The 13,162-nt window shown below is 60.4% G+C and carries 11 protein-coding genes; 3 read left to right on the top strand and 8 right to left on the bottom strand.

The features are described 5' to 3' along the window. The 6 genes from AC1D1P_RS00055 to tssC form a co-directional block, all read right to left on the bottom strand. Nucleotides 1-2,643, bottom strand: a complete 2,643-nt coding sequence (locus AC1D1P_RS00055) for a contractile injection system protein, VgrG/Pvc8 family (protein WP_477671740.1) — start codon at nucleotides 2,641-2,643, stop codon at nucleotides 1-3. After that, complete coding sequence (tssG, locus tag AC1D1P_RS00050; RefSeq protein WP_477671739.1) at nucleotides 2,640-3,836, bottom strand: type VI secretion system baseplate subunit TssG; 1,197 nt, start codon at nucleotides 3,834-3,836, stop codon at nucleotides 2,640-2,642. The genes AC1D1P_RS00055 and tssG overlap by 4 nt, the downstream gene beginning before the upstream one ends. Next, a complete protein-coding gene (gene tssF / locus AC1D1P_RS00045; protein WP_477671738.1) occupies nucleotides 3,800-5,611 on the bottom strand; it encodes a type VI secretion system baseplate subunit TssF in 1,812 nt (603 codons plus the stop codon). Before tssF ends, tssG begins: the two co-directional genes overlap by 37 nt. Before the next feature lie 13 nt (nucleotides 5,612-5,624). Then, complete coding sequence (locus AC1D1P_RS00040; RefSeq protein ID WP_477669984.1) at nucleotides 5,625-6,008, bottom strand: GPW/gp25 family protein; 384 nt, start codon at nucleotides 6,006-6,008, stop codon at nucleotides 5,625-5,627. 90 nt (nucleotides 6,009-6,098) lie between these two features. Beyond that, nucleotides 6,099-6,671, bottom strand: coding sequence for an Hcp family type VI secretion system effector (locus AC1D1P_RS00035; protein ID WP_348049164.1), 573 nt, complete (start codon nucleotides 6,669-6,671; stop codon nucleotides 6,099-6,101). Between the two features lie 43 nt (nucleotides 6,672-6,714). Beyond that, nucleotides 6,715-9,390: a type VI secretion system contractile sheath large subunit gene (gene tssC, locus AC1D1P_RS00030; RefSeq protein WP_477671737.1), complete on the bottom strand. Its 2,676-nt coding sequence runs from the start codon at nucleotides 9,388-9,390 to the stop codon at nucleotides 6,715-6,717. 138 nt (nucleotides 9,391-9,528) lie between these two features. Here tssC and AC1D1P_RS00025 point away from each other — a divergent pair, with 138 nt between their 5' ends. The 3 genes from AC1D1P_RS00025 to AC1D1P_RS00015 all read left to right on the top strand — a co-directional run bounded on the left by AC1D1P_RS00025 (nucleotide 9,529) and on the right by AC1D1P_RS00015 (nucleotide 11,024). Further along, nucleotides 9,529-9,795, top strand: coding sequence for a hypothetical protein (locus AC1D1P_RS00025; protein WP_477671736.1), 267 nt, complete (start codon nucleotides 9,529-9,531; stop codon nucleotides 9,793-9,795). Between the two features lie 136 nt (nucleotides 9,796-9,931). Continuing rightward, entirely contained in the window at nucleotides 9,932-10,183 is a 252-nt protein-coding gene (locus tag AC1D1P_RS00020) for a hypothetical protein (protein WP_477669987.1), read from the top strand. Nucleotides 10,184-10,199: 16 nt separating this feature from the next. Further along, nucleotides 10,200-11,024, top strand: a complete 825-nt coding sequence (locus tag AC1D1P_RS00015) for a sugar phosphate isomerase/epimerase family protein (protein ID WP_477669988.1) — start codon at nucleotides 10,200-10,202, stop codon at nucleotides 11,022-11,024. A gap of 145 nt (nucleotides 11,025-11,169) precedes the next feature. Here the strand turns inward: AC1D1P_RS00015 and AC1D1P_RS00010 are convergent, their stop codons facing one another. Beyond that, nucleotides 11,170-12,210, bottom strand: coding sequence for an NADP-dependent oxidoreductase (locus AC1D1P_RS00010; protein ID WP_477671735.1), 1,041 nt, complete (start codon nucleotides 12,208-12,210; stop codon nucleotides 11,170-11,172). Continuing rightward, nucleotides 12,207-13,162: MFS transporter (locus AC1D1P_RS00005; protein WP_477671734.1), on the bottom strand; the 956-nt coding region annotated here is incomplete at its 5' end. The genes AC1D1P_RS00005 and AC1D1P_RS00010, both read right to left, overlap by 4 nt.

The following is a 13,162-nucleotide window of genomic DNA, read 5'->3' as shown; positions in this document are numbered from 1 at the left end:
CTAGAGATAGATCTTCAGCTCGGTGATCGTCAGGCTCAGGCCCGTGATCTGCATCGTCGCCTGCAACGCGGTGAGTTGCACCAGGATGCCGGCCCCGGTCATTTCAATCGAGGTTGATGCGCCTTTCATCGAGATCGCCGTGGTGTCGCCCGACAGCGAGATGTCAGTACTCGACCCCAGAACTGAAACACTGTTGCTCTGGCCCGTGAGGCTGACCCGGCTGGACAGGCCGGTCAGGCTGACCTCGTTGTGAGCGCCAACCAGGTTCATCGCCGTACTGGCACCGGTCAGAGAGGTGCTGTTGCTGACGCCAACCAGATTGGTGCCCGTATCGACCAGCGTCATCGAGACATGATCCGAAGCAAGCGTCACCGCAACGTTGTTGCTTGAACCGGTTGCGCTGGTCTGCATGCTCATGCCAACAACCGAGTCACTGTCGCTGAGGCCGACCATGCTGCTGCTRCTGCTCATTCCCTCCATCGAGCCCGACAGCCGCACTCCGGTCGCGCTTGCGCTGACAGCCATACCGACCRCCGAGGTCGAGATGTGCTGACCGGTTACGTCGAGGTTGACGCCGCTAACCGTGAACGACTCGCTGGTTTGGCTCGCGGTCGTGGTTGTATTGAACACGACGTTTTGCGACGTCGTGTTACTGATCGTGCCCTGATTCGTACTGGTGTTGGTGGCGTCGCCGGTCACAATCGAGTGGTTGGTGGTCGTACCAAACTCGGTGCTGCTCCAGCTTTCCGCTCCCTTATGCGTGCTGTAGGTCGAACCGAAGGAATCTGACTGGCTCAGCAGGCCGCTCGCGCCGTCTTCGGAGGTCGAATAGCCATAACTCGCGCCCTGCGAATACGATGATTCGCGGAACTTTCCACTGTCGTATTGCTGGCTAACGATGGCAACCGCGTTGTCCAGGTCAGCATCGGAGTGCAAGCCGAAACGGATGCTCTTGCCGTCGCCGTAGGCCGTCGAATAGCTGCTGCCAACGTTGGTATTGGCCGTCCAGCCTGACGGCATGATGACCTTGGTGCCATTAGCCTGGATGATGCTCTGGATTTCAGGCAGCTCGGATTGATCCTGCGCGCGCGTAATGATGACCGTCGCACCGATCTCCGGCACGGTCTGCATGTGCGCAGCCAGTTTGACCCAGACCGGCTCCGCCGGGTCGGCACCGTCCGGTGAAAAGATGTCCTGGCCTGTCGAGAACCGCACATAGACACCCTGCGCCTCAAGCACCGGAGAAATTCCCTCGCTGTCGACAATGCGGCTGGTCTCCGGGTCAAAGTTATCCTTCTGCATATAGCGCCAACCCACCGGCGCAACACCCTGGTTTCCACCCGAGACGACACTGGCGAGTACGCTGCCTTGCTGGGTCTCCTGGATGGAGAACGGCGTGACCAGCCCCTGGGCGTCTGTCGCCTGGAACTTGTTGCTGTAGCTGCCGTCGAGTGTTGCCTCATGCTGAACCTGCGTCGCGACAAAGCTCCTTCCCTCCAGCTGAGGTCTGACCTGCAACGGCCATTGCCCTGAACGCACTTCCTGCGTCACCGAGAAGCGGTGGCCGCAATGCAGGTAGGGACAATAGCTCGAACCACTGAATTGCCGGCTACCCGTATCCAGGGTGTCCTGCGTTGCATGGGCATAGTGATCGACCTCAACGTCGCTGCAGCCGTATTGGTAGATCTGGTATTGGTTGAATGGCAAGGCGCCAGGTGCCGGCTTGGTCTGTGCATGGAAGCTCTGGAACCCGGCCACTGCGTCCGATTCCCAAGCCGCCTCCTCGCGCGTGAACACCGAGGTCACCGCGCTGCTGGCCAGGCTCTGCTGAAACCGGTAGTCACCGATCATGTCGGGCTGAGCCAGGCCGAGAGTATCTTCCTGGGTGCCGCAGTAGCGTAGCGGCTTGCCTCCGGGCAGGGCCTCCGGATAAACAGGCCGGTTGGCGAAAACCGCTGTGTGACTGGTGCCGGTGGTCACGTAGAAATAGTAGATGTGCGCTTTCGACATGAGCCGCCGCACGAACTCATAGTCGGTTTCGCCGGCCTGCAGCCAGTCCTGCTGCCTCGCGACTGCCAGATTGCCTGAGCCAACCAGCGCCGCGACCGAAAAGTCAATGTTGTGCTTGCGCAGGACGCCCGCAATAGCATCACGCACATTCAGCTGGCGATGGATGCAGTAGTTGTTCGTGAGCGTAAGCTTCCAAAGTGCCGGCCGCATGGTCGCGCGATAGACGCCTGGCTGTTCCATTGAGAAGGATGCGACGATGCCATTGAACAGGGACAACCGCACGCCTTCGTCCTGGCCGTGTACGGCCTGGTCAAACCACTCGTTGGCTTCCTCGCGCGTCGGCTGCTGCTGGCCATCCAACACAGGGTAGTGAACCCCCACAGTGACCGGTCGCCCGAGCAGGTCATCAAAGGCCAGCTCAAGGCCGCTCTCGGGGTCCGAGTTTCCGTGCAACTCCAGTTCGTACTCAAAATGATCAGAAATGCTTTCCTGCCCTTTAAAACTGACCAGCCGAAAGCTACCGTCACCCAGGATGACGCCCGTTTCCAGGAACAGCGCGACATGCAGGTAGACGACCGGCGCCGGCGACAGCAGAGCCAGCGCGGTCGTCATGCCAGTTACGCGGTCGTTCATGTCATGGCTCCCGACTCATAGGCGGGGACCAGAAAGCGCGCAACACAAACACCCGAAACGCCAGCGGTGCCATCCGTCGGCCGCGACTTCAGCCATGCGTTAAAGCCCAGACGCATACCGGAGAAACCGGAGGCCTGAGTCGATACCAGCCGCGCCAGCGGCACCTCTGCGGCAAGCACCGAAAGTTCGATCTCGGCATCGTGGCGACGGTCAAGCATCAACCGTAGCAAGCCTTGCAGTTCCTCATACGAGCTGTGCACGGCAGGTGCTTCACTGCCTATATCGACCTGGCGTTGCAGGCGTTGCCATTGACGCAGCGAACGCTTTGGTTCTGTGTTTTTTTTCAGCGGCGGCAGCAGTGCCTCCAGTTGGGAGTAAGCGACAGGGCCTGCGGTCAGCCGGATGCGCGACTGCTGATCCCAAGTGCTGCGACCAAGCAGCATGTCAACGCCAAGCCGGTGACCACTGCGGCCCAGGCGGTGCTGATCGTCCGGATCGATTGCACGCCATGCGCCCACCAGTGGCTGCAACCTGACTGGAAATCCAAGCTGCGCCGAGATCACCTGAACCAGCCCGGCTGCCGACCGCCGGCCGTTTGCCAGCAAATCCCCGATGCCGAGCCACTGGCGCTGGGGCATCGGGATTTGCCCGGCCTGCTCGGCGTTGTCCACCCCCATCAGCGCGCCAAGGTATTCGGCAAGCTGGCTGCGCTCAGGCCGCTCGTTGTTCAGCCCAGGCTCAAAGCCGGCGCGAGTTTCATAACGCAGCAGATTTAGCCGGTTATTGAAAATGTCGAGAAATGCGCGCGTCGCGGATTTTCCTGCACGATCCAGCTCGCGCATCCACTCGAGAAAAGGTTCGGGCAAGGGACCGAGTGCACTGCCAACACAGAAGTCCGGGGTGATGATTGCCAGCATTTGGGGCCGGTCATGCAGATCGCCTTCAGCTTCGATCAACGCCGGAACCGCAGACGACCCGGATGCAATGGCCTGCACGCGCACGGCGCTCGCCGCGCGCGCGGGAAAGCCCGCATCAAGATCAGCCTCGAAACGCACGGTCTGGCCCGACCCGCCGGCACGATCATCCGGCTGGCGCAGCCACAGACGGATCATCTGCAGGAAATTGAACTCCCCAAAACGCTGCTCGAGCCGGCGGCTCAAAGAACGATCTGGGCCCCAACCATTGGCGGCCATCTTTTGAGTACTCCTTTCTCGTCAGTGGTTTCCAGGCTTACGCAGACCATGTTGTTGACTGTCGAGTAGAGCGCAAGAAAATAGCGCAGCACCGACGCAAATAGCAGCATGCTGGTCGACTCGAACTGTTTTCGATTCAGCGTAAGGGTGATATAGAGGCATTGCACATAGCCCCGCACTCCATCGCGTATCGTGTAGCGCATGCCGGGCCGACATTGCAGCGCCTGAATTCCTTCAATGYTGCGGAAAGCCTGTGTCTGCAGAGGGTCGATGTGGTCGCGCAGCATGCTTTTGAATGCAGCGAGCGCCTGCGGCCCCTCTGCCATCGACAAGTGGCTCATGCCGAGCTGGGAAACCAGCGACCAGGGACGCCGCCCAATCAGCGCGGGGGTGATGTGACGCGAGGGCCGGCTTATCACTTCGAGTACCGTGATCGGCCCCGCCCCTTCGAGCTGCAAAGGTTGCTTGACCAGCAGTTGTTCTGCCAGCTTGCGATTGGTGCAAAGCGCCCGCCCGCCAACAACTTCTGCCGGCGGCAGTGCCATCTGCTGCCGGACATCAAGAAAAGATATGAACACCTCGGTACCGGCAATGCCGCCAAGCTGGTTTTCCTCGCGCCGCATGACATAAAAATAGTCATCGGTGCCGCGCGTCTTCGCGTTCCCAAGTTCGAAGTACGGCACCAGCTTGCGTTGGCTGCCGTCGGCGCTAATGGAAACCAGCTCCTCAATGCTGTAGATCTCGCAGTTTTGGCGGTTCTGCACGTCTGCGGTTAGCTGGTATTCGTACTGCGTGTGGTCAAGCGCCAGAGGCTCCATGCGCTGACGATAGAGGTTCACCATGGGCACGCAGTTGAGCTTGAGCGAACGTGACGAGAGCTGGCGATCCTTATGGGAAGCCACGTCAAACTGGAACAACAAGTCAAAACCATTCTCAAACGGAGCTAGGTCAAACTCGTCGGTTTCGAAAAACATGAATTTTTCCGGAAAGGAAAAATATTCCTGAAGAAGCCGGTGTCCGGGATGCATGTTGTTTCGGACCGGGAGAGCGGCCTCTTCGTCCTCAAACCCGAGCCAGTGGACGGCGCTCTGGTTTGCGCCTGGCAGTGGCTCACCACCAATCTGTGCGATGTCAACGGCGTGCAGATGCAGGCCCAGCATCTCCTGCAAATACCAGGCGTCTTTTTGGCTGGTGTCGATGTAAAAGCGCAACCGGGTTTTCTTGAGCGCCTTCACCGGGTCGATACCCAGGCTGCGCACCCGAACACGCAGCACCGACAAGCAACGTTCGTCGCTCAACCCGACCGGGAAATCTCCCGCCTGCAACATTTCAATCTCGACAATGCCCAGCGGCAACAAAGGCAAGTCGCAGGTTGTCGTAAAGCGGCAGACGCTTTTCCGGCCCCGGCCGTCCTCAGCCGTCACACTGGCCTGCCGCCCGCGCTCCAGAACCGCGCCGGCCGCRTCGTCCGGCTTGACGCGGACCTGGGCAATCAACATGGACGGCACAGGCGCCGCCAGGTGCGGGTAAAGGTAACCGAGGAGTACGTTCGGGATCAGCGCCTTGCTGACTTCGGACTCATATTGCACCCGACCGGTCAGGAAAGCAAAGGACTGCAGCAGCATTTCCACGTGAGGATCGTGCGAACCGGTGCGATCGAGTTTGAGTGCCTGCGCCTCTGTCGGATAGGCCTGCGCAAATGCAGCGGCGTCGTTGCGCAGCCCTGCCAGTTCGCGCTGGTAGTAGTCCTTGAGTTGAGTTCCGTAGACTTGCATGGCCTGGAAGCGCCTAGCGGCGCGGCAACCCGAAGCTGAAGGTCTCTGTCAGCGGCTGGTCGGCGAGCTTGCCGGTGACGACTACCTGAAAAGGCATGACGGAACTGCGCGTTTCCTCAACGGTCACACGTACGCCCGTCAGCCGAGGTTCGTGACGCACGATCATGTCGCGGATGCCCAGCGAATAACGCTGTACGTCATCTTTCTGGGCATAACCGGCGCCGGTCAGGGAAGGCAGGCCGACGCGCATGAGTTCCAGACCGGTCGAACCGGCCCAGACGTGCGAGCTAACCAGACGCTGAATCTGCAGCCGCACGGCATCGCGCAGATTGAAGCTCTGGCCGCTTTGCGCCGGCGCCGCACCTGCAAACTCCAGGCGCTCAAGCAAGAACTGCATGTTTATCCCCTTGGGCTGGCGCGCCGCAATAACGGTACGCCATCTCAAAAACAACGAAAATCCACGGCGCCCGCAGGGCCGCAACGAGGCTCAAGTGAACGCCGTCAAAGGCCTGTTCTGCGCCAGGCTCCAGCCGGCAGTGACGTTCCCCTTGACCTGCATGTCCGGTGTCTGCACGGCGTAGGTCCAGACGATCTCGGTGAAGTTAAGCTTGAACTGCTCGGTCGGCATGTCGTCAGGATGTGACTGGAATTGAATTTCGCTGATAAGCGCGTCGCGCAGCATGAAGGTAATGATGTTGCCGACCTTGTCGCCCGAGTTTCGCAGGATGTAGATGTACGAGGGCTTGGCCTTGTCGCCCAGCGACTTCGCGCGCAAACAGAAGTCGTAGAGCTTGACCGAAGTCTTGTCGACATATTTGACGCAGGTGAACTCCGTGATCACCGGCCTGCCAGAGGTGCGCGCCGAATTGCTGACGTCCGTCGTCACCTGCTGCTTCATACCCTGGTGCACTGACACCAGTTCGATGCATTGGCCGAGCTTAAGTTCCTCGTTGGCGGTCCAGTCGGCGCCGGTCGAAATCAGGCTGCCGCCCGTGGCCCAGTCATTGCTTGTTGTGGGGAACACGGAAGTGTCGCCGGGTTGTAGCAGTATCAGATCCATGGCTTGTCTTTCGTTGGTCTATATTGGGTGGGAAGAGAACGCGTCACTTCGGAAGATTCGCCACAAGGCGGATCGAGGTTGTCAACTCCTCAAGCTGGAAGTGCGGCCTGAGGAAGACGACCGCGTTGTAGGAACCCACGGCGCCTGGCACATCCTTCACGATCACGTTCGCCTGGCTCAGGGGAAAACTCGCCTTTGCGTCCTGAGAGGCGTTCTCATCGAGCAACACATAGTTCGATATCCAGGTGTTGAGGTAGGCCTCTACATTGCCCCGCGTCAGGAAGCTGCCTATCTTGGCGCGCATGATGACCTTGATGTAATGCGCGAAGCGCGAGGCCGCGAGCATGTAGGGCAGCAGCGCGGAAATCTGTGCGTTGGCATTGGCGCTGTCGGAAAAATACTTCTTCGGCTGGTTGCTGGTCTGCCCGCCAAAAAATGCAGCCTGCCCCTTGCCCTTGCAATGGCATAACGAGATGAAGCCCAGATCGTTGAGCTCCTTTTCGCGCCGGTCGGTGATGGACACTTCAGTTGGACAAAACAGCTCCTCGGCCCCGGAATCGGTGCGGTAGCTGTAGGTCGGCAGGTCCTCAACCAGTCCACCACCTTCAACTCCGCGTATCGCTGCCGTCCAGTTGTACTTGGAGAACGCGTTGGTCACGCGCTGCGCCAGCATGTAGGCCGCATTGCCCCAAAGGAAACTGCCGCTATCGGGTGAACTGCTGGAAGGCCCGACAGTCTCCTCGAAGTCCATGCCGTCAACCGGCCAGCTGTTCTTGCCGTAAGGCAGGCGCAGCAGCACATGCGGCATCACCAGCGTCACATAGCGGGAATCCTCGCTTTCGCGAAATTCCTGCCAGCCGGCCAGCTCAATGCTTTCAAAGATTTTTTCCAGGTCACGGGGCTTGGCGAGGTCGCGAAAGCTGTCGAGTCCGAAYAGMGAYGCYGAGGCTGCGGTGATGTATGGCGCATGGGCGGAGGCCGCGACTTCCGCGATCTTGCGCAGGAATTCGATATCCTTGGCGCTGCGCCCCACCTCGTAGCCGCCAATCAGAAGACTGTAGGGCAGGCCACCGAAAGTGCCGTACTGGTCTTCATAGATCATCTTGAAGAGTTTGCTTTGGTCTTTGTCGACCGCCTTCTCCATGTCGTCCAGCAGCTCGTCCCTGGTGGCGTTGAAGACACTGAGCTTGAGCATCTTGCCGGTTTCGGTGTTTGACACGAAATAGTGCAGGCCGCGCCAGGTCGCTTCGACCTCCTGGAACTTCGGCGCATGCATGATCACGCTCAATTGCCTGCTCAACCAGCCGTCGATGTCGGAGATGTGCGAGTCAATCGCAGTTATCGCGGCCACCGGCGCATAGGTGGAACCTGGAGTATCGAGCCGCGCCAGCACATCCGTCGCAAAGAAACCGATCGGGCCAAGGAATTTCTGCCTGTCCTCGTCGGTTTTCAGGCCAGCCGCATCCATGAGAGCGAAGACCGCATCAATGTTCTGCCTGGCTTGTTTTTTTGTCGGAGGCACCGGCTTTGTCTTCGGGTCAGGCGTGTCGGTAGCGCCGCTGAGAACCAGCAGCATATTGTTGGCCACCCTGCGATTGACCGCGTCATGCTTCTGCTCGGCCACTGTGCGCACTTGTGCGGCGTCGGTCGGCATCGCGATCGAATCGCTGTCGTCGGTCTGCTGCATGCCGAGCACAGCCAGAGCAGCCCTTTTTGCGTCGGCATCGATCTGACCGTCTTTGGGTGCGAGCGCTGCCAATAGCGCTGTGGCGTCCGCAGCGAGCTTGGTCTGCGTCGCGGTCGCAGTGGGGTCGGCGCCGAGATTGCTGGCAATCGCATTGCGTTCCAGCTGGATTTTGGAAGACAGGCCGGCATCCCACTGCGTAAGTTGCTGCAGCTGGGCTGACACTGTCTGCAGGTTCTCCGGCGTGTCCGGGGTCGAAAACACCCCCAGCAGCCTGCGCAGCGGCGCCAGGGTTGCATCGGCGTCAACCACCGGCTTGCCGTCCGCGCCCACGCCGTTGACGGTCTCATATCCCCAGTCGGTGGCAGCCTTGAGCTTGGGCGCCTGATCGGCCTTGCCCATCACCATGGCCAGGTCGTACAAAGAAGATGTGGCCTTTTTGAGTTCGCCAGGCGCCTTGTCCATGTCTGCTTTGACGACGCTGTTGCGGTAGTCAGGCCCGGCCAGCACCTGAAGTTGTGCGCGCCTGGCCTGGCCGTCCGGCGTTTTGGCGATCAACAGATTCAGCTGGTCATTGAGCCGGTCGCTCGACTCCGCCCGCGACTGCAGCATGCGGATGTTGCTGCGTACCCGATAGAGCTTGTTGAGGTCAGGAATGGCGCGCACGACGGCGATCGGGTCGAACGCATCCAGCGAACTGAAAGTAATGTCGCCGGACAGATTGGCCGATTCGACGGCTCCGATCTGCATTGCACCGGGTGGTGACGGGATACGCGGAACGTGGCCCAGAGCCACACGCGGCAACTGCGTCTTCATGACGTCGTTGAAGAGGTCCCGGTCAATAGGCACCATCTGCCGTTGCTTGTACGGCGGAAATTCCACGTCGGGATCGCGATCGCCGGCCAGGTCAGCAAACACTCCAACAATGAAGGGGAGCTCCTGCTTTTCGATGGCGCCGCCAGTCTCCACCTCGTAGGTGATCTTCACCCGGGGTGGACGATTACGCTCCAGCCATTTTTGAACACTTTCAGCCATTTTTAGCCTCTCATAGTCAATACCGCACGCACTTGCAGAAACGCTCGCCAAGCCACGAGGGCCGCGGGCGGAATTTCTCCCGCACTGTTTTCGCAAGCGGCATGCCAACCTTAAAAATCTCCTAACGCATTGATTCGTATGAGTATTTTTTTCACCTCTGAAGGTGAGGAGGACTTATTTGCACTGCTCTTTTTTCAGTTGAGCGAAGGCATCGCATACCGGCAAAGCGTGCCGGTCGAATGCCCTCGACATCTGTCTGTGCCGGTGAAACCGGCAGGACAAAAATATCCATGCCTTGGTGCAGATATGTCCCGCCACTTTGAAAACCGCGGAAACTTTCCGAAGAATGGAATGCCACTATTGCGAATAGTTAGTTTCCAAAGAAAATGGCTGGTTTTGAGCTGACCGGGACAATAATGAAGTCATCCGTTGCGAAGAAACTGCAGAACAGGCGCTTCGAAGACATCACGGCATGCAGTAGTGCCTGGCACGCGCACGCTTAATGACACGCAGCGGCATCTCCACAAAACAAGCTTGCTTGATGAACAAACAACTGGTCGATTTCGCCGTCCTCTGTATCCGCAGAAAGCTCGAGAGTGCCCCGCACTCAGTCGATACGGCCAGGGGAATTCACTCTTTCTGGATCGAATGGGAAGAGCCCGTCCCTCCGGAAGCTACAACACTGGAGGCGCTGGAAAGACTCGAGAGCGACGGAGTGGTAGAACGTGTCGCGCTGGACACTCAGGAACTCTGGATGATGAAGAAGGAGTCTCAGTTGCCCTCATCGACGTGAGCCCGGAGCCAGGAATATGACCCGACCCATTTCACTCGCCGCCCTGACCGTGCTGGAATTGACGCCGCCTGAAATGGTGACCTGCGCCTTTGATGCCGGCTTCAGCCATGTCGGCATCCGCTTGCTGCCGGCAACGCCGACCGAGCCGCAGTACGACATCGTGGGAGACACGCAGATGCTGCGCGAAGTCGAGCATCGCCTGGCGGACACCGGCATCAAGGTGCTTGATGTCGAAATCTTTCGCATCAAGCCCGATACCCTGGTCGGCGACTACGAAGCCGCGATTGCCACCGCCGCCCGGCTCGGTGCGAGCGATTTGCTTGTGGCCGGAAACGATCCAGACGAAGCCCGGCTCACCGATACCTTCGCCGCATTCTGCGACCTCGCCGACAGCTACGGGCTGGCAGCCGCCCTGGAATTCATGCCCTGGACCGATGCGAAGGATTTGACCCAGGCCGCGCGCATCGTTGAGCGCACCGGCCGCAACAACGCGGGTGTGCTGATCGACCCTTTCCATCTGAGCCGCTCGCGCAGCCGCATCAAGGACATTGCCGAAATCCCGCCGTCGCGCATGCGCTTCATGCAGTTTTGCGATGTGCCCGCAGCCATCCCGCCGACGATGGACGCGATCCTCGCCGAGGCCCGCTCCGAGCGCCTGTTTCCTGGCGATGGCGAAGTGGACCTCCTCGGTCTTCTGCGTGCTGCGCCGCGCAACATCCCGCTCAGCCTCGAAGTGCCAACGCACACGCTGGCACTCACCGTCAGCGCCACCGATCGCGCACGCCGCGCCCTTGCCGCCACACGGCGCGTGCTAGCGCAACTCGAAGCACTGGAGTCGTAAACATGCCCAGATATCGCAAGGTTTCCAAGGGGATGCGCAGCTTCGATCGGCGGACTTTATTCATCGCAACCCGGCGCTGATTGCCATGAATAAAGTCCCCCTTGCAAGAGCCCAAGCCAAGCACCGGACGCCGTACCTATGCCAGCTACGCCACCAGGCGTACGACGACCTTGCCGGAGTGCCGGCCCTGCAGCAGGTCTGACAGGGCGGCGGGCGCATTCAGCAGGCCATCTACAACGTGCTCCGATGCCTTGACCTGCCCACTGTTGACCCATTCGCCCATTTCACTGCGGAACACGTCAAAGCGCGCGCCATAGTGGTCAAGAATGATGAACCCCTGCACCCGCACCCGCTTTTGCAAAATGGCGGCCAGGAACTGCGGCAGTTGKTTGGGGCCGATTGAGCCTGCAGAGTCGTTGTAATGTGCGACAAAACCGCACACAGGCATACGGGCGCCAAGATTGAGGAGCGGAAGGACTGCCGACAATACGTCACCGCCGACGTTTTCAAAGTACACGTCAATGCCCGCCGGGCATGCGGCAGCAAGCTGTTCCCCAAACAATGGCCCGCGCCTGTCGACGCAGGCATCAAAGCCCAGATCGTCGACCGCCTGGCGGCACTTTTCGGCACCTCCGGCGATGCCTACCACGCGGGCGCCCTTGAGTTTCGCGATCTGGCCGACCATGGCGCCAACCGCACCGGTCGCCGCTGCAACCACAACAGTTTCACCAACCTTTGGCTGGCCGATGTCCAGCAGACCGACATGCGCTGTAAAACCCGGCATTCCGAGCGCGCCAAGCGCGAGGGATGGTCGGGCCATGTCATCCATCAACTGCAGGTCGGTCCCATCGCTCAGAGCGTAGTCCTGCCAGCCAGCGTTGGCGAGCACGAGATCACCAACGCGATATTTGGGATGCCTGGATTCGACGACACGGCTGACTGTGCCGCCCGGCATGGTGCCGCCTAGCGGAACAGGAGGCGCGTACCCCGGGCCGACTTTGTCCATCAGGTTGCGCATGTACGGGTCCAGCGAAAGGAACTGCGTTTGCAAGAGCACCTGGCTTTCGCCCACGTGCGGCACAGGCTCGGTCACAAGATTGAAGTCAGACGCAACGGGCAGGCCGCGCGGGTGCGCCGCCAAGGTAATGCGCCGATTGATGCTGGGGTCTGGTCTTGACTTTGTCATGACTGCCTCCGTGCATCGGTCGCTGCGGGGCCCGGGCCGTGCTGCCATGCCAGCAGGCCGCCCAGGGCTACAGCCACCATGGCAAATGCAGGGGCGCCGAGCGCTCCAGTCCAGTCAACGATGAGGCCGCCCGCGATGGCGCCCGTGGCGATGGCGATCTGGAACGCTGCCACCAGCAAGCCGCCCGCGGCCTCTGCCTGGTCGGGTGCGGCGCGCACGATCCAGGTCTGAAAGCCGACCGGAAACGCGCCGAATGCGAACCCCCACAGCGTCACCGCCACAGCGGTGACCACGGTGGAGCTGCCGCCAATGAGCAGCGCAGCCGCAAGCAAGGCGATCATCCCGCTGCCTGCGACGATCGCGTATCGCTCACTGCGCCCCGCCAGCCACCCCCCTGCAAAGTTCCCGAAGAAACCGCCGATGCCATAGCCCAGCAGCACAGCGGAAATCGCCGACACCGACAGCTTGGTCACGTCTTCAAGCACGGGCCGGATGTAGGTGAAGCCCGCGAAGTGGCCGGATATCACGAGCAACACGGCCAGCAGCGCAATTCGTACCGGTCCCCGCGTGAGCAGATCGCGCAGGCCTTTCAAGCTGGCTTTGTCACGCGGCGGCAGTGCCGGCAACGCGACCAGCTGCACAGCGAAAGCCAGCAAGCCGACAGCACCTGCCGCGACAAAAGCGCTACGCCATCCCCACACATTTCCCATCCATGCGCCAACGGGCGCAGCGCAGACGGTGGCAATGGACACGCCCGTCAACACGAGCGACATCGCGCGCGGGAAAAGCCGCTCCGGCACCAGGCGCATGGCCAGTGCCGCCGCCATGGACCAGAATCCACCGAGCGCAATACCGAGCACCACGCGCGCGACCAATAGCACCGCGAGCGAGGCAGCCGTCGCCGCCAACAGGTTGGATACAAACAGAAGGGCTGTGAGCGTCAGCAACACCC

It is taken from the genome of Polaromonas sp. P1_E1_2, from assembly GCF_056406035.1.
This window is presented reverse-complemented; position numbering and strand designations above follow the sequence as displayed.